This is a genomic window from Candidatus Arsenophonus phytopathogenicus (assembly GCF_056113345.1).
Genome location: NZ_JBUIOB010000017.1, coordinates 646,174 through 669,657 on the forward strand (window position 1 = coordinate 646,174; position 23,484 = coordinate 669,657).

At 37.6% G+C, this 23,484-nt stretch carries 15 protein-coding genes and 3 pseudogenes; 11 read left to right on the plus strand and 7 right to left on the minus strand.

Annotated features, from left to right (window positions below; translation table 11 throughout):
• The first annotated feature begins 96 nt into the window (after positions 1-96).
• Entirely contained in the window at positions 97-615 is a 519-nt protein-coding gene (gene rraA, locus AC01GB_RS06785) for a ribonuclease E activity regulator RraA (RefSeq protein WP_474451177.1), read from the plus strand.
• Positions 616-737: 122 nt separating this feature from the next.
• On the opposite strand, the gene zapB is transcribed toward rraA, so the two are convergent.
• Positions 738-980, minus strand: a complete 243-nt coding sequence (gene zapB, locus AC01GB_RS06790) for a cell division protein ZapB (protein ID WP_474451179.1) — start codon at positions 978-980, stop codon at positions 738-740.
• Positions 981-1,303: 323 nt separating this feature from the next.
• On the opposite strand from zapB, the pseudogene AC01GB_RS06795 reads away from it, so the two are divergent.
• The 6 genes and pseudogenes from AC01GB_RS06795 (at position 1,304) to AC01GB_RS06820 (ending at position 6,320) form a co-directional block, all read left to right on the plus strand.
• Positions 1,304-2,098, plus strand: a pseudogene (locus tag AC01GB_RS06795) (MIP/aquaporin family protein).
• A 49-nt stretch (positions 2,099-2,147) separates the two neighbouring features.
• Positions 2,148-3,659: pseudogene (gene glpK, locus AC01GB_RS06800) on the plus strand (glycerol kinase GlpK).
• Positions 3,660-4,409: 750 nt separating this feature from the next.
• The gene (locus AC01GB_RS06805) at positions 4,410-5,051 is read left to right on the plus strand and encodes a M66 family metalloprotease (RefSeq protein WP_474451180.1); all 642 of its coding nucleotides are present in this window, start codon (positions 4,410-4,412) and stop codon (positions 5,049-5,051) included.
• A complete protein-coding gene (locus AC01GB_RS06810) occupies positions 5,011-5,673 on the plus strand; it encodes a hypothetical protein (RefSeq protein WP_474451182.1) in 663 nt (220 codons plus the stop codon). The genes AC01GB_RS06805 and AC01GB_RS06810 overlap by 41 nt, the downstream gene beginning before the upstream one ends.
• A gap of 13 nt (positions 5,674-5,686) precedes the next feature.
• Positions 5,687-6,070, plus strand: coding sequence for a hypothetical protein (locus AC01GB_RS06815; RefSeq protein WP_474451184.1), 384 nt, complete (start codon positions 5,687-5,689; stop codon positions 6,068-6,070).
• A gap of 49 nt (positions 6,071-6,119) precedes the next feature.
• On the plus strand, positions 6,120-6,320 hold the full coding sequence (locus AC01GB_RS06820) for a hypothetical protein (protein WP_474451187.1): 201 nt from the start codon (positions 6,120-6,122) through the stop codon (positions 6,318-6,320).
• A 228-nt stretch (positions 6,321-6,548) separates the two neighbouring features.
• Here the strand turns inward: AC01GB_RS06820 and AC01GB_RS06825 are convergent, their stop codons facing one another.
• The gene (locus AC01GB_RS06825) at positions 6,549-6,704 is read right to left on the minus strand and encodes a hypothetical protein (protein WP_474451188.1); all 156 of its coding nucleotides are present in this window, start codon (positions 6,702-6,704) and stop codon (positions 6,549-6,551) included.
• A gap of 360 nt (positions 6,705-7,064) precedes the next feature.
• On the minus strand, positions 7,065-7,787 hold the full coding sequence (locus AC01GB_RS06830; RefSeq protein WP_474451190.1) for an MFS transporter: 723 nt from the start codon (positions 7,785-7,787) through the stop codon (positions 7,065-7,067).
• A 319-nt stretch (positions 7,788-8,106) separates the two neighbouring features.
• Here AC01GB_RS06830 and fpr point away from each other — a divergent pair.
• A pseudogene (gene fpr / locus AC01GB_RS06835) lies at positions 8,107-8,854 on the plus strand (ferredoxin--NADP(+) reductase).
• 88 nt (positions 8,855-8,942) lie between these two features.
• Here the strand turns inward: fpr and AC01GB_RS06840 are convergent.
• Positions 8,943-9,296, minus strand: coding sequence for a DUF805 domain-containing protein (locus tag AC01GB_RS06840; RefSeq protein ID WP_474451192.1), 354 nt, complete (start codon positions 9,294-9,296; stop codon positions 8,943-8,945).
• Between the two features lie 52 nt (positions 9,297-9,348).
• On the opposite strand from AC01GB_RS06840, the gene AC01GB_RS06845 reads away from it, so the two are divergent.
• Positions 9,349-9,978, plus strand: a complete 630-nt coding sequence (locus AC01GB_RS06845) for a DUF1454 family protein (RefSeq protein ID WP_474451193.1) — start codon at positions 9,349-9,351, stop codon at positions 9,976-9,978.
• Between the two features lie 116 nt (positions 9,979-10,094).
• Positions 10,095-10,865 carry a triose-phosphate isomerase gene (gene tpiA / locus AC01GB_RS06850; RefSeq protein ID WP_474451194.1) on the plus strand — a complete coding sequence of 257 codons (771 nt, stop codon included), beginning with the start codon at positions 10,095-10,097 and terminating at the stop codon, positions 10,863-10,865.
• 253 nt (positions 10,866-11,118) lie between these two features.
• Here the strand turns inward: tpiA and AC01GB_RS06855 are convergent, their stop codons facing one another.
• Both AC01GB_RS06855 and AC01GB_RS06860 read right to left on the minus strand, forming a co-directional pair.
• Entirely contained in the window at positions 11,119-15,900 is a 4,782-nt protein-coding gene (locus AC01GB_RS06855; RefSeq protein WP_474451195.1) for an Ig-like domain-containing protein, read from the minus strand.
• 244 nt (positions 15,901-16,144) lie between these two features.
• Positions 16,145-20,617 carry an inverse autotransporter beta domain-containing protein gene (locus tag AC01GB_RS06860; protein WP_474451196.1) on the minus strand — a complete coding sequence of 1,491 codons (4,473 nt, stop codon included), beginning with the start codon at positions 20,615-20,617 and terminating at the stop codon, positions 16,145-16,147.
• A gap of 1,056 nt (positions 20,618-21,673) precedes the next feature.
• Between AC01GB_RS06860 and AC01GB_RS06865 the strand changes: the two genes are divergently transcribed.
• Positions 21,674-22,573 (plus strand): DNA-3-methyladenine glycosylase family protein, encoded by a 900-nt coding sequence (locus AC01GB_RS06865; protein WP_474451198.1) that lies wholly within the window; start codon positions 21,674-21,676, stop codon positions 22,571-22,573.
• Between the two features lie 105 nt (positions 22,574-22,678).
• Here the strand turns inward: AC01GB_RS06865 and AC01GB_RS06870 are convergent, their stop codons facing one another.
• Entirely contained in the window at positions 22,679-23,380 is a 702-nt protein-coding gene (locus AC01GB_RS06870; protein WP_474451199.1) for a fimbrial biogenesis chaperone, read from the minus strand.
• Positions 23,381-23,484 lie beyond the last annotated feature (104 nt).

Genomic DNA, 23,484 nt, shown 5'->3' on the forward strand with positions numbered 1-23,484 from the left:
ATTTTTCTCAGTATTTTTATCAGCTATGTTTTTGCAAAAAATCACCAGATAAGGATATACTGAACTTCCCTTGTACTTAAAATAGACCGAAATACTATGAAATATGATACTTCCGAGCTTTGTGATATCTACCAAGAAGAGGTGAATGTGGTAGAACCTTTATTCTCTAACTTTGGCGGGCGTACTTCATTTAGTGGTCAAATCGTAACAGTGAAATGTTTTGAAGACAACAGCATCATCTACGATTTACTGGAAGAACAGGGGGAGGGTCGGATCCTATTAGTTGATGGTGGCGGCTCTGTACGTAAGGCGCTAATTGATGCTGAATTGGCAAAATTTGCCATGAAAAACCAATGGGAAGGCATTGTTATTTACGGTGCAGTACGTCAGGTTGATAAATTGGCAGAATTAGATATCGGTATTCAAGCAATCGCTGCCATTCCGGTAGGTTGTACCAGTGAGGGTATCGGAGAAAGTGATGTGCGAGTCAATTTTGGTGGCGTCACATTCTTTACAGAAGATTATTTGTACGCAGATAATACCGGTATTATCCTTTCCGAGCATCCATTACTTTTAGATGATGAGTCAAACAACGATCAAGATATTGAAGACTAATACTCTTTCAGCTAAAAACAAACATTGTTGTATTATTCAATATCTATCGATTAAGTAGCAATAAGGGCAAAATTTGTTGCCCTTATTGCTATTTTTTTCTAATGTAATGAAATATCGGACGATTACTGAACATCTTCCATTCGACCTAATAGACCGCGTAAACGCTCTTGCCAAGCATGCTGTTCTTGTTTTAAAATCTCATTTTCATGAGCCAGCGTTCCATGTTTCTCTTTAGCACTCGCTACTTCTTGATACAAAATATTATTTTTCTCTTTAAGTTCATTAACTTCCATCTGCAAAAGCTCAATTATTTCAATAGCTTGTTGAACTTTAGTTTCTAACTTTTCAAAAACTTCAAATGACATTCTTTCGTCCCCTTTTTTAGCAATGCTACGATTGTAAGTAGCCTTCTTACGCCTGTCTAGTTGAAAGCTCTCGATAAATGTCGATTTAACCTTAATTATTTCTATTTATCCAACTAATTGCAAAAAAATACATCAACTAGAATGTCAGTTCGATCACTTTATCAGAGCGATTTCGCTCATTTTTTTGAAGTGATCCAACATATTTGATCCCATTATTTCCGTTTACGTTCATTTAATGATAAATTCCTTCAGAGTTTCCTTAGAAATAACAAATAAAAGACCAATTTTATTGCTTAGTATGCATACTTTTGTAGGATAAACATATGAGTAAAATTACTTCACCAACGCTGACAGGTCAATGTATCTCTGAATTTTTAGGTACTGCCTTACTGGTCTTCTTTGGCCTGGGCTGTGTTGCTGCTACGCGTATTGCAGGCGCAAACTAGGTTTATGGGAAATCAGTATGATTTGGGGATTTGGCGTGGCTCTAGCCGTTTACCTTACGGCAGGTATTTCAGGAGCGCACTTAAATCCGGCGATTACCATTATCATTTTGATAGAAAAAAAGTACTGCCTTATATTATTGCACAAATGCTGGGAGGCTTCGTCGCTGCCTCTCTCGTTTATGGGTTGTACTTCGAACTATTTCTAGATTATGAAAAATTACACCATATAGTACGTGGTTCACCAGCAAGCTTATTTACTGCCGGCGTTTTTTCTACTTATCCAGCAGGCCAAATTAGCGTCCTACAGGCATTTTTGGTTGAAGTTGTTATTGCTATTATCTTGATTTGTATGATATTAAGTTTAACTGATGATAACAATGGCATACCCCGTGGCCCACTAGCTCCACTACTTATTGGTATTCTGATTGCAGTTATTGGTGGTTCATTTGGCCCACTTACCGGTTTCGCATTAAATCCTGCTCACGACTTCGGCCCCAAACTAATAGCTGATCTGGGTGGTTGGGTGATATTGCCTTAACCGGTGGACGAGACTTCCCTTATTGCATAATTCCCTTAACGGCACCTTTTGTTGGCGCTATTCTCGGTACTTTTGCTTATCGCAAACTGATTGGCTACCATTTACCTACTATGGCAAATCAAAACAAAAAATAAACTCAAAAATAATTCAAAAAAATAATATGAAGTAAATTGGACAATTATTATAACAACTGAAACACCAACAACAAAAAAATATATTATCGCACTTGATCAAGGTACCACTAGTTCACGAACCATTATTTTTGATCATGATGCTAATATTATTAATATTTCTCAACGTGAATTTCCTCAAATTTACCCAAAGCCGGGTTGGGTAGAACATGATCCAATAAAAATTTGGGCAAACCAAAGTGCTACTTTAGCTGAAGCATTAGCCATTTCTGATATTCGCAGTGATCAAATTGCCGGAATTGGCATAACCAATCAACGCGAAACTACTATAGTTTGGGAAAAGAAAACCGGTAAACCCATTTATAATGCTATTGTTTGGCAATGTCGTCGTACTGCTGATTTCTGTACCGAACTAAAGCGGAATAACTCAGAACTGGAGAAATATATCCGTGAAAATACCGGTTTAGTAGTTGACCCCTATTTCTCCGGTACCAAACTTAAATGGATCCTGGAGAATGTTGACGGAGCCTATGAACGAGCAAAAAATGGCGAGTTACTCTTTGGGACTATTGATACTTGGCTAGTATGGAAAATGACACAAGGGCGTATCCATGTTACTGACTATACTAACGCATCTCGTACTATGCTGTTTAACATTCATGAGCTGGAGTGGGATCAAAAAATCCTCGATGCCTTTAATATTCCACGCGCCATATTACCAACAGTACGTCCGTCATCAGAAATTTATGGGAAAACCAACATTGATGGTAAAGGTGGAACACGCATACCAATAGCCGGAATGGCCGGCGATCAGCAAGCTGCCCTTTTTGGTCAGTTATGTGTCCAACCCGGAATGGCTAAAAACACCTATGGAACCGGCTGTTTCCTATTAATGAATACCGGCAAAAAAGCCAAAATTTCCGATCATGGCTTACTAACTACTATTGCCTGTGGCCCACAAGGTGAAGTGAATTATGCCCTAGAAGGTGCCGTTTTCATGGCAGGTGCTTCTATACAATGGCTGCGTGATGAACTGAAATTAATTGATGATGCTAACGATTCTGAATATTTCGCTAATAAAGTCAAAAATAATAACGGTGTCTATGTCGTTCCAGCTCTAACAGGTTTAGGCGCGCCTTATTGGGAGCCTTACGCCCGCGGTGCGATTTTTGGCTTAACACGCGGCGCCAATCGTAACCATATTATTCGTGCAACATTAGAATCTATTGCCTACCAAACGCGTGATGTTCTGGAAGCGATGCAAAAAGATGCTGATATGCGCCTGAGTTCATTACGTGTTGATGGCGGTGCTGTCGCCAATAATTTCTTGATGCAATTCCAATCTGACATCCTAGGAGCCTACGTAGAGCGTCCTATTATTCGTGAAAGTACCGCATTAGGCGCAGCTTTACTTGCTGGACTAGCTATTGGTTTCTAGCAAGATTTCGATGAAATTAAAGAAAAAATGCGTATTGAAAAAAAATTCACTCCTGAAATTGAAACCACCGAACGTAACTATAAATATAACGGGTGGAAAAAAGCCGTTTCCCGCGTCAGAGATTGAGAAGAACACAATTAATCTCAATTAAAATCGATAAATAATAAAAATATATAGCTCCTCACTAAGGTTAGCAAAAACAAATTATTTTAATTGTCATTTTTATGCCTATAATATAAAAAAAATCAAGTAATCATTATGTTATTTATATAAGGTGTTTGCCATGAAAAGAAATAGATTAGCCATTCACTATCATTTAGCCTGCAAATATTTCATCGAATATCAATTTTCGATGCGTCAGATTAATTATTAATTAAATAACACAAAAAAATAAATTATGAATAACAATTCTTTTATTACTTCAAAAAACCATAATAAATTACATGTAAATATAAAAAACTTATTATTGTATAAAAAAATCAATATATAAATTTGTCGGGTGATATTTTAGTTTGCAAGACTTCATTTGAAAAATTTAATAACAATCACAATCAATGTAAAAATATAACTTCCAGTACATTAGAAATGTGAAATATCCACCGATTCAGCATTACCTATAAACACACAAACTAATTTAGTTTTTATTCAGATCAAATATGGTAATCAATATTATCACGCCAAATATGATGAGCAAGGTAATTGGCAATTAAATCTGCCTATCACAAACGAAATTAATCCATATAATCCAATTGAAATAACGATATATGGTGAAGGAGATGATCCTCTATGGCAGCAGAAGCTCACTGTAGCTGGTTCATTGACAAGCAAAATCTGGTTAAAAAACATCAAACAACGTCTTCTACCTAAGCATCAGAAGTGCCACCGATATCATTAAATAATCTTACTAACCAAAATGGCATTTTGGCCAATAAAAACGAGCCAGGCAGTGATCCTCACTCCGGCAATGGCGGATTTAAAGGCGCTATTGCCGCCAGTTATAATTTAGCTAATCGTTTACGACGAACTAATATCGGTGGTAATGAAATAAGTTATGTCGCCTTTTTTCCTGATCCCGATGGTGGGCTTGGTGGCAGACAACAAGGTGGTGGTAGTGCGAGCGCTTATATTTTGATTCATGAAATCGGCCACGCTATGGGCCTGCTTCATAGCATGGATGATCCCAACTACCCGTATAAATCAGGCTACCAAGCAAGTTGGAGTTATGATCAAGTCAATCAACAATATTTGCCAAACTTTTCTACTGATAATAACAATAATTACTATCCTAATACCGATCCGATGCACGATGTAAAGGTTCTCGACCAAAATCGCAAAACTTTCTTCCCTTTTCTGATTATAATACTGCAAAAAAATCATCAATTTGCCGAACAGCAATATCAATGGTATCCCAATCAGATAACGGGTATAGATAGCGAAGATGGTGGCTTTGCCGGGGAAGGTTTCTACCAAGTATGGGATGAAACTCTTCAGCAGGGGGGTTACTGTAACAAAGAATAATCATCAACAGTATAATATCGAAGAAGAAACTCTCGCTTACCAGCATAATAAATCGGTTTACTGGATCACCGGCCATCTAGTTCAACATAACGGCCAAACACTGGAGCCAAATACCGAACCTCATCCACAAAATCAGCTAAAGATTTTTACAACCCAGGGTAATCTGCCTCAGCCTTACCACAATTTTCTCACTGCAAAAGGGCGCCCATTACAGAAACATTACCCTTATGCATTGAAAGTAACTTACGCCACAGAGCATGGATTACTGACCGAGTTGCTGAAAATACCGGCAACCTCAGTACACTCGTTAAGTTTGCATATTGCCAACAAAGGTGAACTGGTACGTTTCGAGATCCTTGAAGCACCCTTAGGTCAATTAAGCAATCGTTCTGTTTATCGTTATACTAATCCTGATTCGCTGGCTAACACACTATTTGATCAGCGTAGTGAATTTAGCATTTCACACCCACTGCGTTTGGTTAACTATTGGCAAGGTAAAGCAATTAGCTGGTCAATTACAGAAGGGAACTCATTAATTTATGAGAATGACAAAGCCACACTGACAAAATATCCATCCAGCCAGTGCATTAAAAGCCGAATGGTTAGAAGGAGAAGTACTTAAAAGGCAAATTTTTGTGCTGGCTCTTCCCCAAGAAGATATTGCCTATTCACACTTCTTTAATACCCATCATCAACAAACAAAAACCATTGCAACAGAACCATTAGCACTACCTCAATCTTTTCAACAAGGGACTATTAACTGGCATTCCTCTGATCCGAAAGTTATTAACCATCACGGCCAACTAATCGGCCATGGTGCAACAACCATTTCCGCAACCATAACTTACCCATCAGGATCAAGCCAAACTTTTAAACACCATTATCAGGTTCCCGATCGGTCGCAACATGGTGGATTAAATTTAAGCATTTATGATCTCAGCCAGCTAGATTTAGGCAACAGAAGTCTGACGCAATCTCAATTTAATACACTACTAAATAAAAAAACAGTGGTTAAATAACGCTCCTCTTTATGCCAAACGGTGGCAAGGAGATTCTCATAATTATTGGATGGGAAAAGAAAAATTTAGCCAATTTGATGCTGATTTTAAGTCTAACGTGTTAAACGGCAAAAAATTGAAACCCACATTGTGGATTTTTTCTGGCTTTCTGGCTTTCTGGCTTTCTGGCTTTCTGGCTTTCTGGCTTTCTGGCTTTCTGGCTTTCTGGCTTTCTGGCTTTCTGGCTTTCTGGCTTTCTGGCACCAATTGAAACCAATCATTATCAGTTAAAATTTAAAGCCGATGATATAGGATGGGTTTATATCCAACACAAAAACCGATTTCACACGCTAGAGTATCGTGATAATCAAACAATCTATTTGGAAGCAGGTAAACATTATCCTATTTGGCTGTTCTGGAGCACCAATAGCCACGCGGTTGGTGATCAATATTGGGACACCATAGAATTAACCTAGCGCCCAGTAGGACAAGAAAATTATCAGCCAATACCAAAAGAAAATTTAATTGCCATGCCGATTAATTGGCCAGAAAGATACCCCATCGCATGGTTACCTAAGCCCTGACAGTTAACAAAGGATTCAGCAACAACTGTAACCAAACCATCCGACAGTTTTAGGCCAATCCAATTAATCAATCCCAATCATTTCATTTTAGATATCGAAGAACAGATCCTTTATAACGGTGAAAATAGTGAAACAGAGCTGGCAAATATGACCAATAACCAAAAGCCTATAATGGTCACACCATCAATTAGGGAACAAGTCGCTGACAACAGAAATAACAAGCAGCAAAATCAAGCGACATAGCAGAAAAGGGCAACCTTATATTAGCTGAATTACTGACAGATCAGCGTTTTTCTCACAGTATAGAAGGAATAATCACCTCTAGATTGCTTGAAGAGCGCGTGTCTCACCAATCAAAATCATATAGCGATTGCGTAACAAAACCCATATTCACCTAATTTTATTATCTAAATATATTTATTAAATAGGTGTTAATTTTTATCCATTTTATATGCCAAAGGTAACCAGCATAATAAAATAAGGATAGACATAGCAAACATCAAAATCCCCAAACTGAATTGTCCAGTTTGGGGTAAATGAGCTGACAACCAAGCCGCCACGCCTGAACCTACATTTTGCAAACCGCCAACCAATGCACCGGCGGCTCCCGCTAAATAAGGGAAAGGCTTCATTGCTCCGGTGGTAGCTAATGGAAATAACATACCTGCCCCAAAGAAAAAAAGTCCGGCAGGGATCAACAGTGACCACACATTCATAAATCCAAACCAACCTGGTAACCACATGATAATAGCCGCAGAAACACAACAAAAAACGGCATGCCACATTAACTGATAAAAAGTTTTTCCTTCACGTCCGGCATACCAGGCACCTAAACCTTGCAGTGCACTGGCAATAATCAAGATCTTTAATGAAGGTGCGGAAATTGCGATTATGGTTGCGATTAAATAAATAATTAAACCGACTAAAATAACCGGGCGACGACCAACGTGATCGGATATAGGTCCATAAAATAGTTGTGAAAAACCATAAAATAGCAGATACGCCCCCATTACGCTTTGCACCGCACCATCAGGTTCAGCAAAATAGGCAGCAATTTCTGCAATAACGGGGACATAAATTGTCTGCGTCATCTGCCCGACAGCAATTAAAACAATGAGCATTAATAGCAAATTGAAGTGTTCTAATTTTCTCATTTTATCTAATAACCAATGTATTAAAAAAGGTTACAATATCTTAGGCTTAAAGAAAAACAGCCCCATCAAATCTGTACGTTAATATCAATTAATCTAACAAATTATAAAAAATTCGAGTTAACCGATTAAATTATTTTTTCCATCTAGCCGAATCTAATTGACTTATTTTGTAAACATAACTGTACAATTTTATATCATAATGGAAGAGTCATAATTTAACTGAATAGTTAAAACACATTATCGATAATGGTTTTGCCTAGATTTGACATAATATGACCAAACATTAACGCTTTATTTGACACATTGGGAGGCCAGTAGTATGGCGAATTGGGTAACAGGAAAAATTATTAAAAACCATAAATGGACAGATGCCTTATTTAGTTTGATCCTCGAAGCGCCAATTAAACCGTTTATTGCGGGACAATATGCTAAACTTGCGCTAGAAATCAATGGCCAGCGTATCCAACGCGCCTATTCTTATGTTAACGCACCCAATGATAATCAATTAGAATTCTATCTCGTCACCGTACCGGAAGGAAAACTCAGCCCACACCTTGAAGCATTGAAACCCGGTGATCCTATTTATGTCACTGAAGAGGCAGCAGGTTTTTTTGTGTTAGAAAAACTGCCTGATTATGAAACGCTTTGGATGCTATCGACAGGTACCGCAATTGGGCCTTTTTTATCCATTTTGCAATTTGGCGAAAATTTAGCCCGATTTAACCAAATTATCCTGGTACATGCGGTACGTTACGCGGAAGATTCTGAGTTACTTACCATTAATGAAAGCTCTCGAGAAAAAATATCAGGGAAAATTGAAGATCCAAACTATTGTCAGTCGCGAAAACAAAACTGGTTCACTCACCGGCCGTATTCCAGCGCTAATTGAAAGCGGGCAGCTAGAACAAGCAGTAAAGGCAAAAATTGATCCCTCAACGAGCCATGTTATGCTTTGCGGTAATCCACAAATGGTTAAAGATACCCAACAACTACTAAAAATACAAAGAGGGATGGATAAACATTTACGCCGTAAAGCGGGACACATTACCAGTGAACAATATTGGTAAGCCGAGGTAAATAAAAATTAATCAGCTGAGATAGTCAACTTGTTCAGTTTTTTTACCATAACGATTTGCTTTATCCTGACCTTTAAAACTACCACAATCTAAAAAATAATATGGTAACAATAAATAAAGGTAGAAATCGTCCAATCCTCCACTGCCAAAAAGGTGTGAATAAACTAACATCGATAGAAAATAGCACAAAAGCCAACAATAATAACAACCAGCCACCAGATTTACCAAGATCATGTAGACGTTTAGTAAAAATTGCCTCCAATGGGTAGAGCAACAAAATGACTAATAACAGTAAAATATAAGGAGAAAATAACAAAAAAGTTTGCAAACTAAATATCATGACCATTAATAAAAACCAAATAACCATACCAAGTAAAAATGGTTTTCGACCAATTCGTCCTTTAAATGAGAGTGCCCATTGTTGTAATGTCATTTATCTTATCCTAATGGATCCTTTATGAAAAAATTCATACTGACGAGTAACGATGATGAAAATTTACAATCGCAAATTTGAGTTAGCATTACTATTTATTGCATTATTGCCACTGTTCCCGGTGCTGGCAAAAGAATTACCAATTATGCCTGAAACAGAGGTTTCGGTTGCTTATTTATCACCCGATGCAGCCTTATTCAATGAAACTATCCCCATATTTCGGCAAAAATATAATCAGGATAATCCCAGCTATCCAATACATGAATTTAAAGTGATTAAAAGCAAGGATATTAGCTTACCTTATATTCGTGCAGCCAGTCGAATTAACAGCAAAATTTACTCCTCCGCAGTACTTGAACGAGGAAGTGAAAAAATTAAAAGTTTACAGCTAACATTACTGCCACCAAAAGAGGCAAGCAGCTATAAAATTAATCGACAATTATTCGAACGTAATATTATGGCAATTATTAATCACTTCGAAAAAACCACTTCAATTAATAACACACATCAATTAACCGCGGTATTAGATCGTATGTTAGAGCAACATAACCAAGTGCAGAGTGATGAAACGATAGTAGGCGCTATCCGTTATATTTTAGTAAAAAGTAAAGATAACATGATTACTTTCGCTATTGAACCGGTTAAGCTTTCACGAAATGATGATAACATCACACATGAATGACGAAAAACAAAGTGATTTAATCATAGCATCTTTATACTATCCTTTTGCATAAACTGAATAATGATCAATTGTCTTTATCTCATTTATTAATAAATATTTTTTAGTTGGAGGAAAACATGCGGCATCCATTAGTCATGGGGAACTGGAAACTCAATGGCAGTAAAAAAATGGTTGAAGAACTGATTGGAAATTTGCGTAACGAATTAAATAATGTCACAGGCTGTGATGTCGCAATTGCCCCACCAGCGCTTTACCTGGCGCAAGCAAAACAAGCTTTAACCGGTAGCAAGATAGCACTTGGCGCACAAGATGTTGACGTCAATCTGTCCGGCGCTTTTACCGGTGATATCTCAGCGGAAATGCTAAAAGATATTGGCGCAAAATATATTATTATCGGTCACTCTGAACGTAAAACTTATCATCAAGAAAGCGATGAATTTATCGCTCGCAAATTTGCCGTGCTAAAATCGCAAGGATTAACGCCAGTACTTTGTATTGGTGAATCTGAAGAAGAAAATAGCGCCGGCAAAACTGAACAAGTCTGCGCCCGTCAAATCGATGCGGTATTAAATAGCTTAGGTGCCAGCGCATTTGAAAATAGTGTTATCGCTTATGAACCGATTTGGGCGATTGGCACCGGTAAATCAGCCACTCCCGCCCAGGCGCAAGCGGTACATAAATTTATTCGTGACCATATTGCCAAACAAGATCCGACTATTGCTGAACAAGTGATTATTCAGTATGGCGGCTCAGTGAATACAAGCAATGCTGCCGAGCTTTTCAGTCAACCCGATATTGATGGCGCATTAGTTGGCGGCGCATCGCTGAAAGCCGATACTTTTGCTACTATTGTCAACGCCGCTGCGGCAGCGAAAAAAGCCAGCTAATTTTTACTTGCCGTAATTCAAACCCGGTTCTAGCTAGTCATCAGCAGGATCGGGTCAGTCATCGATGATGACGAATTAAAGTACCCTTCAATCAACTTATCAAAAACCCACTCGCTTAAATTTATCTTGTCTGGCCAACACCATGATGGTTCTAATAATTAAGAGGTTTATGTACCAATACACTCAGCACATAAACCTCTATTAGCAGTAACTTAATATTCGCTAAATGGGATAAGCGTTTAATTAACGTTCATCAAAGATCGCCAACACAGGTAAAAAAGAAGTGATTGTTCTCACCTTCACCCTTGACATTTATATAACCACTGACCATACCAACAGCTTTAACATTGTGACCTGATGTTTCAGATGTCCAGTACATATGATAATTCCAATTATATAAACGTACGTCACCCCATTCACTCCAAAGTGAACCAATACCTCTTACAAACCGACCAGCACTGAGTTGTGCAACAGTTGGGAGTGTCAATCCCTTATTAACACACCAGTCTTTAGCATCATGCCAATTCATCTTTTTCTCGCTATATAAATGCCATTTTTTAAGTGTAAATTTATATTTAACTGGCTCACCACCTGAGCTATGGGTTGCCGTGATAACGACTGTTTTTGAATCCTTGCTAGCATCATCACTAAAAGTTATTTTTCCATTTTTAACGGAAACCCAACGTTGATTACTCTCCCAACTAAATTCACTGACAGGCGCACCATTAGTAATGATGTCAAATGTCGCACCCTTGAAGCCAATAGTCGGAATTCCTTCATTCAGTTCAAAAGATGTGCCATTAATTTTAAGCTTTTTAAAAGAAACCTGGATAAAATTAACTAGCTTATTGGCATCTTTTTTCTCACTGGTATCATACCGTGCACTGACTGTAATATTATTTACTGCCGTCTTAGTACTTTTTAGCTCTATCGTCGCTTGCCCATCACTATTAGTTTTACTGCTAGCGGGTAAGATGACATCACTACCATTTTTGTTCTGTTGCCATTTAACATCTAAATTTGACTCTTTAACCGGGTTTTCATATTTATCAACTAGCTGCGCCTTAAAGGTAAAATGGTTATTACCATCAGCAACCTTACGAACGATATTATCGGCTAATGTCACACTACCTACTCTGGCCGTACTTTTATCGGCAATAAAATTAACGGGTGTTTTTGCATTTATTTTATCCGCAGTACCATATTGGGCGCTGACGACCACATTATCCACTGCTTTAGTAGTGCTTTTAAGTTTTATACTGGCAAGGCCGTCTTTATCTGTTTGACTTGATGCTGCCGATAAATGAGCATCTTCAGCTTTATCATCATCTAGCGACCAGCTGATATCCAGATCCGCCACCTTAATAGGATTATCAAATTCATCAACCAGTTGTGCCTTAAAGGTAAAGTAATTGTCGCCATTCGCAACTTTATCAACTTCCTTACCATCTAATGTGACTGCTTTTATTTTAGCGGTGTTAATATTAGCAATAAAATTCACTGCTTCGGATTTTTCTTCACCACTTGTTTCATATTGCGCATAGATCACCACATCATTCACTGCTTTTTTGCTACTTTTAAGCGTAATAGTCGCACTCCCATCACTATCTGTTTTACTACTTGCAGGCAAGCTAACGATAGTACCCTTTTCTTGTCGCCATTTAATGACTAATCCTGCTTGCTTAACCGGGTTACCATTATGGTCAACTAGTTGGGTGCTAAACTCAAAGCCATTCTTACCATCAGCGATCTTATTATTGTCAGCATCATTTAATATGATCTTGCCCACTTTTGCGGTTTTAATATCACCAACAAAATTCACTTTCTTATCAGCTGGTTTTAATGGAGGTACCCTATATTTGGCATAAACTATGATCTCATCTACCGCAATCTTACTACTTTTCAAAGTAACCGAGGCAATTCCACTATCATTGGTCGTGGTTGATTCAGCGGATAAAGTGATTTGTTGCTCTTTATTGTGTGACCATTCGATATTCAGACCCGCTTTTTTAAGCGGATGACCATATTTATCGACTAATTGAGCATTAAAGGTAAAGTAATTGTTGCCATCAGCGACTTTGTTAACTTCACTATCGACTAATGTGACACTACCCACTTTAGCGGTATTGGTATCAGCATAAAACTCAACTGGTTTCGCATTTATTAGTGCAGAAGTGCCATAGCGTGCATTGACAATAATATTATTCACCGCTGTTTTGGTGCTCTGTAACATAATCGTCGCGCGACCATTTTCATCGGTTTCACTGGTTGTTGCCGACAGTGTTACTTCGTCATTCCTATTATGCGCCCATTTCACCGTCCGTTGTCTAGCTGGATTATCATTGCCGTCTAATACCAAAGCAGTAAATGTGAATTTGTTATGACCATTAGCTAATTTACTATCGCTTTTATCATTGAGTGTCACACTCTTTACTTTGATTAAATTTTCATCAGCAATAAAGGCTACTTCCCAATCAGCAGCGACTCTTTTGGTTGAACCAAATCTTGCACTAACAACTACGCCTTTTATTACTGCTGTCGTACTATACAACACAACAGAAGCTCGCCCGTTTTCATCGGTTTGACTTTTTGCTGCTAATTTAACTTCACTAGCTTTATTATGTGACCAATTAACATATAAACCTTTTTGCTTAATCGGATTATCGTTACCATCAACCAATTGGGCGGTAAAGGTAAAGAAGCTATTATTATCAGCTATTTTTTGCGTTTCACTACCTTCTAAGGTAACGCTATCGACCTTAGCGGTATCCAAAATGTAAATAAAGTTTACCGCTTTATTCGCCGCTATTTTGTTAGCGGGATTATTATAATGAGCACTAACCGTAACATTATCCACCACAACCCTACTGGTCATAGTAATCATCGCTCGTCCATTCTCATCAGTTTGGCTCTGCTCTGCCGATAAGATAGCAGTATTACCTCTATCATGTGACCAATTAACATTAACATTGGGTACCGGATTATTGAATTGATCGGTCACTAATGCCTCGAAAGTAAATCGACTTATACCATCAGCCGCTTTATTCGTTTCATTACCAATTAATGTAACACTTTTAACTTTGGCGGTGGCGATATCAGGCGCAAAACTAACAGGGATAGTATTTCTATTGCCATTTTTCATCGCCGCCGTTAATGTTCCGGTGCCAACCACCTTACTCTTAATGTTAACATTAGCCTTACCTTCGCTATCAGTTATCACCGTCAAACTATTACCTTGATTGCCATCCATATCAAACAGTGTTACCCCACTAGATTTGAATCCATCAATGGTAAAACTAATGGCTCTACCGGGGAGTGCTTGATGTTTTTTATTCTGTACTAATGCAGTGGCAACATAAGTATCACTATTATTGGCTATCTGGGTATTATTTGGCGTTAATGTCATTGCTCGAATGGTATCTTGTGATGGCGAGACATTGATCATCATAACTGCGGTATTAGATTGATTACCTTCATTATCAACAGCCACTGCTGAGACGCGGTAAGATTGAGCGACTTTTGCCTGTTTTTGGAAAATATAAGCAGGCAAGGTTAAGTTAATTGAAGTCGGTGACACAATTTGAATGTTACCTCCTTTAGCAACTAATTCTGGCGCTTGCCAGCTAACTTGTTTTAAGCCATATTTGGCTTTATTAACCGTGACCGTGACCGGCATGGTCTGCGCTGCTTCGCCATCAATACTTTCTGGCAAAGAAATGGATAACAGTTCTTGCTTGCGATATTGCATGACAATATTGTAATTACGATCGACAAAATCGTAACGCTTACCCACCAAACTACGCATTAAATCAACATTATCGGGATCAAGCTGTTCAGCCAGCAATAAACCGAACCGATAGGCCAATTCCATCCCAATGCTACTTTCCTTAGTATCGCCCCGCGAAATTTGGGTTTTAAAGGTCAATAATGGGAAAGGGGTATAACTCAAGCCAAAAGTGGTAGCAGAAGGATTATCGATCAAATCACTACTTGAGAGACCATTATTAAGGCTAATACCATCACCATAATACTTTTCATATTTAGCATAAGCCCCTAAATGTGGGTAGCTGGGTAAAAATCCTTCAGCACGGAGGTCGAACCCATTGGCTGGACGCTCATCATAATCCCGCATCTCATGCAAACGTGATTGATGCCAGTCGGTTAAACGAAAATAACCATTAGCCGCCAGTTTAAGGTAATCGGCCCATAATTCACCACCAACACCGAAACGAGAGTTACTGCCAGTAATATCATAATCATAAAAACTATTAATGCCCCACATCCAGGCATCCTGATATTGGCGATAACCTAATCCTAAGTTGGTAGTACTCCGTTGTTCATTAGCTCTAATACCTATTTGACTAAATAATAAACTGTTTGGTTTATCAATTAGTGGTAAAAGTAAATCAGCATCACCGGTTTTATTGGAATTAATTTGCACCCGGGCATTACCAAACTGACTCAACCAATCATGGATTTTTTGATTTACCAGATTTTCACCGATACTGCGGGCATACCCCATATAAGCCTTAATGGCATCATCGGTTGACAATGTCTGTGCTAATTGAGAAATATTTTGCGCCATTTGTTGTTCGCTGGAAACAGCTGTTTGCGAATTAGGTTCACTATCGTTGATGCTTAGGGTTGGCAAGCTATTAAAAATAATATCCTGATCGGCATTTTTAGGTCGTTGAATGGCAGTTGCCGGTTGTTGGGAAGAGAAGTGTGCCTCTAACATGGATAATGCTGAATTCGATGGCGAAAGCGAGGTCGATGATTTTACCGGCGCATTATTTTTATCCGACTCTGGCAGCTCTTTATCGAGAACGGGCATATCTTTTTCTGAAGGGCTTTGCAGCAAATTATTTAAGCCGTTGATGGTATCCATCATCGGGTTATTTTGTTCACTAGTTTGCGCCGCTTTTGCAATTGAAGAGGAAGGAACGAAAACAGGCAAAAAAAATTGTATAAACAGTAAAATATAGGCAATTATCCGTTTCGTTTTTGTAAAATAACAATCAGCTTTACGTTGCATGGATCTCTTCCCTAATAATATATAAATCCTATTACTAATAAACCAAAAAAATTATTCCGCTAAAACAATCAGTTATTATAAATATTTTGCTTCACAGCATGCTGCTAAGAAAACTTGTCGCCACCAAGCTGATAACTGACGTATTTCCTTCATTCATCACGCAAATTTTCCTGATTACTTTTTTATTAATATAAAATTTTTACATTTTATGTTCCCGCCTCATCATGTGAGGCGGGAACATGAATTACAGCGTCTTAGAACAAACCACTGACTCTGTGTCATGGGTATAGCTATCTTTCTCAGAAAAACCATCGTCTAATTTAACGACTATATAGCGACTACTTATTCCCTGAGTTGAAGTCCAATAATAGCCATCCTCTATATCGTAATTACTGAATTTACCCCATTCACTCCATAATGAACCGACTGCACGTTTTCCTTTACCTTGGCTAAGTTGCTCCACTTTTGGCATCGTCCCGTCATTATTTTCACACCAAGTTTTAGCTTCATTCCAATTTTTCTCATCAGAGAAGGCAAACCAGTTCTTTAGAGTAAAGGTATACTCAATCGGGTCACCACCCGTTTTATGTGTTGCTTTGATAGTGACAGTTTTAGTTGCACTGCTCGCACTAGCCTTAAACTTTACCTTGCCACCATCAACCGAAACCCAATCTTGATTGCTTTTCCATGTAAATTCTGACGCCGGCGCGCCTTTTGTTTCGATGGTAAATTTAGCGTCGCGGAAACCAGTGGTTGGGAATTTATCTCCGGTTGGGAAATCATGCGTATTAACACTTAAATGGCTAAAAGAGACAGTTATAAAACTAACTGATTTATCAGCAGTTTGTGGTGGTGCACTCTTGTAACCAGCACTGACGAATACATTCTTTGCTTCATCGCCTTTACTTTCTAAAGTGATAGAGGTATGGCCTTTTGCATCAGTTTTACTGGTTTTGCCACCTTTAAAGCTAACTTTGCTATCTTCTGGTTTCGCCGACCAATTAATCGGTAAATTTTCTTTCCTGATCGGGTTGTCATTATCATCAACCAATTGAGCGGTAAAAACAAAGTTATTACTACTATGAGCAACTTTACGGTCAATCTTACCTTCTAACTTAACATTTTTAACTACCGCTGTGGCCTCATTAGCAATAAAACTTACTTTTTCTTTTGCCGTTTTTTTATCGTTGTTGCCAAATTTGGCGGAGACTTCAATATCATCAACAGCCTTGGTTGTACTATGCAATTCAGCGGTAGCAACACCATCTTTATTCGTTTTGCTGGTTGGGTTTAATTTGGCTTTCCCTACTTTATCATGTTTCCAATAGACGATTATGCCCGCTTGTTTAATTGGGTTATCATTTTTATCAGACAACTGGACATTAAAAGTAAATTTTTGCTGACCATCTGCAATTTTATGGGTCGTCGGTTTATCTAATAACTTAATTTCACCTAACTTAGCCGTGGCTCTATTAGCCGTAAAACTAACGGTTTTATCAGCCGATTTGCTTGCTGTACTAGCGTAACTGGCACTAACTTCTACATTATCCACCGCTTTTGTTGTGCTATACAGCTTAACTTCGGTAATACCGTTTTCGTCGGTGAGGGTACTGCTATTAGCTAATTTAACTTTATCGCCGCTATTTTGTGACCAATCAACTTGTAATCCTTTTGTCCTGATCGGGTTATCATTATTGTCCACCAGTTGGGCAGAAAAACTAAAGTAAGTGACCCCATCCGCGATTTTCTCGACTTCTGAACCATCTAACAGCACACTACCGATATGAGCCTGACTTTTATCAGCAATAAAACTCACTTTCTTATTGGCATTTATTTCATCAAAGTTGTCCGAACTGGCGCTAATCTGTACCTCATCGACGGCCTTAGTTGTACTTTGCAGTGTAATGGTAGCAATTCCGTGTTCATTCGTTTTGCTAGTATCGCCTGATAACTTAACCTCATCCTTATCACTGAACCAACCAACATCGATGCCGGCCTGGTTAACAGGTTTCCCCTTGTTATCAACAAGCTGTGCGCTAAAAGTAAAGCTGGATTTACCATCTGCTACTTTAGTAACGATACCAGGATCCTTTAACTCAACAGTCCCAACGGTAATTATACTTTCTTCAGCGATAAAATTGACCTCTTTATCCGCTTCTACACTGGCTGTAGCTGCATAGTTTGCACTAACCCGTACCTGATTGATGGGGTTAGTGGTACTTATTAGTTTAACCGAGGCAATACCATTGCTATCTGTTGGGCTGGTTGCAGCCGACAATAGAACCTTTTGCGAGTCTTTATTATGAGTCCAATTAACAACTAATCCACTTTTCTTAATCGGGTTACCATTGCCATCAACCAGTTGGGCACTAAAACTAAAATAACTCTTTCCATCAGCAACTTTATTTGTTGCCCGGCCATGCAATGAAACATCACTAACCTTGGCAGTGCGTTCATCAGCAACAAAACTGACCACTCTATCTGCGGTCATTTCAAGCGTATTGTCATATTTGGCACTGACTTCCACATTATCGACAGCAAAAAGAGTACTACGCAGCGTAATAATCGCCCGTCCCTTAGCATCTGTTTTACTATGACTATCTGACAAAACGACCTTATCTTTCTGATTATGTGACCAAGCAACATCAACATTTGGTAATGGATTATTAAATTGATCGACAACAAAGGCTTCGTAGCTAAAGCTATCGACGCCATTAGCTACCTTACTATTTTTCTTATCAATCAGATTAACATTTCTAATTTTGGCGGTAGTGACATCAGGGGTAAATTGGATAGCAACCGCTTTTTTCTTACCATGTGCCATGGTAGCAATCAATTCTCCCTGACCGGCCAGGTCACTCTTAACTTTTATATTGATCTTACCCTCAGTATCCGTAGTCTCAATTAAGGGATTACCCATTCTTTGGCCATCTTCACTAAGCATGACAACCCCAGCATTACCACCATTATTTTTTGCTGCCAGCGTACTGGCACTTTTGCTAAAACCGGTAACGGAAAATGTCACTTGTTTGTCCGCTAGTGGTACCCCTTTGTCATTTTGTAGTTGCACTTTAGCTAAATACGTTTGGTAACCATCTGCCGGTATTGGCGCCGAATTTTCTAAAGTAAAATAAGCAAAACCATCCTTTGATTGAGTAACATTGATCACCATTACGGCAGCTTTAGATTTATTACCTTCATTATCAACACCAACAGCGGATAAGGTATAAGCTTTACTACCTTGGTTATCTTCATCATAGGCAGGTAACACTAGGTCAATGGTATTGGTTGATGTTTCGTGGATCTTGCCACCTTTAGCTAATAACTCTGGGGCACTCCATAAGATTTTATTAAGCCCATATTTGGCTTTTTGCACCGTTGCTTTTATGGCTATGGTTTGAGCAGCTTCACCCATCGCACTGTCTGGCAGAGAAATGGCTAATATCTCCTGTTTACGGTACTCCATAATGATATTGTAATTACGATCAACAAAATCATAACGATTGCCCACTAAACTACGCATTAAATCAACATTATCTGGATTTAACTGAGCAGCCAGTGGTATACCAAACCGATAGGCAAATTCCACGCCAATCAGACTATCGTTGGAATATCCCTGAGAGACTTGAGTTTTTAATGTTAATAATGGAAAAGGGGTATAACTTAAGCCAAAAGTTGTGGCAGAAGGATTATTTTTCAAATCTTTAGCTGATGGATTATGACTAAGGCTAACCGCTTCACCAAAATATTGTTCATATTTAGCATAAGCCCCTAAATGAGGATAATTGGGTAAATAACCTTCAGCTCGGATATCAAATCCATTGGCCGGCCGCTCATCATAATCGCGCATCTCATGCAGGAACGACTGGTGCCAGTCAGTTAAACGGAAATAACCATTTACCGCTAATTTCAAATAATAGGCCCACAACTCACCACCAACACCAAAACGGGCATTACCGCCGCTAATATCATAATCATAGAAGCTGTTAAGGCCCCACATCCAATTTTGCTGATATTGACGATAACCTAATCCTAAGTTGGTAGTACTCCGTTGTTCATTAGCTCTAATACCTATTTGACTAAATAATAAACTGTTTGGTTTATCAATTAGTGGTAAAAGTAAATCAGCATCACCGGTTTTATTTGAACTAATTTGCACTCGTGCTTTGCCATACTGATTCAACCAATCACTAATTTTTTGATTTATTAGGCCCTCACCTCGATTACGCGCATAACCGATGGCCGCCTCTGTGGCATTATTATTGGCAAAAATTTGCGCTACCTGGGTTACTCCTTGCGCAAATTGTTTTTCTGATGGGACAATTTGTTTAGCTTGCGACGTCTCTTTTATATCTAATGTCGGTAATACCGGATGATGAGCGACTGACGGTTTGTTGTTATTTGCTGTTGACGCCGATATCAATGATCGATTCTCAGGCAAAGTCTGAATATTCCAGCTTGATGCCATTGCTGCTGCTGATGAAAGCGATGATGGAGACTGCGGAGCAGAGTTTTTTGAAGTAGAGTTATTATTTATTAACACATCTATACCGTTGACTGTTTCCAGCATCAGATTGCTAGCAACATCATCATTCTGCGCCGCTTTAGCGACAGATGAAAAAGTAACAAAAATAGGTAACAACAATTGTATAAATAACAATATATAGGCAGTTATCCGTTTTGTTTTCGAATAGTAACGATTAGCAATGCATTGCATAAATAATTTCCCTGTCTAAAAATAATATAAAAATATTGCTACTATTTGTTGTGTAAAATAAAAACAAATACTAAATAATAACTTCAATCTATTCTTGAAATTAATAAAGACATTGATATGTAGCTATTCTTATTTTTACTACCTTAATCAATAAATTTTTATTACTCTTATCCCTGCTTATTTTGTCTGGATAATTACCAATTAATAAACTTTGGATTGCGTTAAATTAACGCTAACGAATGAAGGGTAAAAAAACGTTTTTTTGATAATATTCCATTTGCAATTACTCGTTTTACTTATATCTATTACAAAGATATAGATAAGCATTATTTAAAAACGTATAAATTTGTTTCAATTTATGAATTAATGTCACTCCACAACAGCAATGCCAATAATTAACATAAATTCAAAATTAAAACAAAATTAATAAAAATAAAATAATTAATTATTAACATTTGATGTTAATAAAAAAATAATCCATAGTGATTTTCTTTCTTTACTTAAAAAATTCTTAATAGTTTTTTAGCTTAAATAATATTTTCATTGCTATAATGTTAAATAAAAAACGGTTAATTATTATTTTCATTTAAAAATGTTACAAATAAAAAATTTTATTTAGTTAACCAGCCCATCTATTAATAACAAATAAACGTTATTTCAATAGGATTAATATTTAATAATGATAAAAACAGCAATTATATTTAATGGTAAATTTTAAAACATAAAATAAGCTAACCATTTCCTCCTTAAGTAAAAATAAAAGAATAAATAACCAAATAAAATTAAAAGTTAAGAATAAATGAATGAAAATAATTAACAGAACACTATCATGTAATTTAGATTTTCATCGCGTAGGCAACTCACAATAACATTTGGTAATATCATCCAGCCCCACAGCAAACAATAGCAATTTTTTTAGTTTTCAGTTCAGCTCGCTGACGACAGAATTAGATGCGGAAATTCTTGCCTTTAATTTACTCGCTTTTATGTTACTATTTTTTTATCAAATTAAACGCCAACTGTTCACTAAGTCTAAAATTAAATAACCATAACAAAATGCTAGCCAAAAAAGCCATTATCCATTTACCAAACAATTATCATTACCAAGACTTTCTTGCCTATCACTTACGAGATAAACAAAATGTGGCAGAAATTATTACCAATAACCAATTAAGAAAAGGAATTACATGCTGTGGCCAGCCGACTGAGTTAACGTTTATATTAAATAAAAATAGCATTTTGGTTTCTCTGCAAACGGATAATCCACCTGCCGTTATCACTGAGCAGCAGCTCGAAAACCTAGCAAAAAATATGCTAGGTTTATATCAACCCGTTGAGCTTTTTGAAGATAAATACCATAACCATCCAGTTATTGGTAATTTAATTTCTCGTCAACAAGGTTTAAGGGTTTATCAAGCAGCAACAGCATTTGAAGCAATTACTTGGGCAATTATAGGGCAACAAATTAGTGTCGCTGCTGCAATTGCTATTCGCCGTCGATTTATTCATGCTTTTGGTAAACAACACTCGTCAGGAATTTGGTGTTTTCCTTCTTTTTATGCGATCCATGCTGATGATGAACAGAAACTAAGAATATGTGGATTCTCTATCGGTAAAGCAAAAACACTTATTGGATTATGCAATATGTTAAAAAATAACGATCACCTATTAAATCTTCCAGTAGATGAAAATAATCTGGCAACATGGACGCAAAATTTGAGTAAAATAAAAGGAATTGGTCCATGGACAATCAGTTATTCCTTGCTGCGCGGCTTCAATTATTTGAACGGTTCTCTACATGGTGATGTCGCCGTCCAACGTAATCTTCAGTATTTATTAAATTGCAGTGAGAGAATAAGTGCAAAAGAGACAGAAAAATGGTTAGCACAATATTCTCCCTGGAAAGCGCTCGTTGCTGCCCATCTCTGGCAACAACAATCTAACGCTAGCTATTAAACAGACAAATTATATTAATCAAAACCAACATAGAAAATATGCTGACATTTGATAATCACATTTAGCAGTGGTTAGCTTAAATAACAAAATACCAGCCCTTTAATATTATTTGATTTTTTTCACTTGATTAACAAATTTACACTCATCATTAATATATTCCAGCAAAATCTCATTACCTAAAATAGTATGACTTTTATTTTCCACGGTTTGTTGTGAGAAAGGTGAGAGCATAACGGTTTTAGATAAAATATTATTTTTATTTGTCGGGTTATAAAATGCAGCGAGAGTAAAAAAATGGCCGGTTGGCTTATCAATAACAACGGATCCTCCAGCCTTACTTATTTTTATATGCTCAACGACACTCTGGGACATTTGGCTAATATTTTGTGGTCGATAAAACAGTTTAATTCGTGTTCTTAGTGCTAACTGTAAAATATTATCCGTTTTTAAACTATCGGGTTTTGGCGCAATATCCAGCACATTAAGATAAAAAATAGATTCGCGATCAGTTGGCAACTGGTTTGCTAACTGCCGAATATGAAGCTGTGCGCCTCCTCTTGGATTTATTTTTACAACTGGGAGCGTCACAACAAAAGGCGCTAGGGTTGTCTCCGGTGTAGAATCAATATTACCTTCATCAACCCAACTTTGCACCAGTGATAGGTTATCGCTGGAATTAACTAATTGAATAACAGCCTCTTTTCTTTCAGCAGAAAAAATAACTCGCGTGCCTTTAAGAAAGACACTACTACTACTTGAGAAAGCCATAAAATAGAGTAAGAAAGCTAAGTAATTTTTTTTCGCCATTTTTTTGATCCTTATAATTAATCGTATTTAGTCATAAGAAAATACTAAAGTTGCCGTTGAGGTTATTTTTCCGGCTGAAATATTATTCAGATCATAAGCGTAGT

Coding starts and splice junctions, on each gene's coding strand:
- rraA (WP_474451177.1), top strand. CDS start 97: ATGAAATATGATACTTCCGAGCTTTGTGATATCTACCAAGAAGAGGTG.
- zapB (WP_474451179.1), bottom strand. CDS start 980: ATGTCATTTGAAGTTTTTGAAAAGTTAGAAACTAAAGTTCAACAAGCT.
- AC01GB_RS06810 (WP_474451182.1), top strand. CDS start 5,011: ATGAAACTCTTCAGCAGGGGGGTTACTGTAACAAAGAATAATCATCAA.
- AC01GB_RS06820 (WP_474451187.1), top strand. CDS start 6,120: ATGGGAAAAGAAAAATTTAGCCAATTTGATGCTGATTTTAAGTCTAAC.
- AC01GB_RS06830 (WP_474451190.1), bottom strand. CDS start 7,787: ATGAGAAAATTAGAACACTTCAATTTGCTATTAATGCTCATTGTTTTA.
- AC01GB_RS06840 (WP_474451192.1), bottom strand. CDS start 9,296: ATGACATTACAACAATGGGCACTCTCATTTAAAGGACGAATTGGTCGA.
- AC01GB_RS06845 (WP_474451193.1), top strand. CDS start 9,349: ATGATGAAAATTTACAATCGCAAATTTGAGTTAGCATTACTATTTATT.
- tpiA (WP_474451194.1), top strand. CDS start 10,095: ATGCGGCATCCATTAGTCATGGGGAACTGGAAACTCAATGGCAGTAAA.
- AC01GB_RS06855 (WP_474451195.1), bottom strand. CDS start 15,900: ATGCAACGTAAAGCTGATTGTTATTTTACAAAAACGAAACGGATAATT.
- AC01GB_RS06860 (WP_474451196.1), bottom strand. CDS start 20,617: ATGCAATGCATTGCTAATCGTTACTATTCGAAAACAAAACGGATAACT.
- AC01GB_RS06865 (WP_474451198.1), top strand. CDS start 21,674: ATGCTAGCCAAAAAAGCCATTATCCATTTACCAAACAATTATCATTAC.
- AC01GB_RS06870 (WP_474451199.1), bottom strand. CDS start 23,380: ATGGCGAAAAAAAATTACTTAGCTTTCTTACTCTATTTTATGGCTTTC.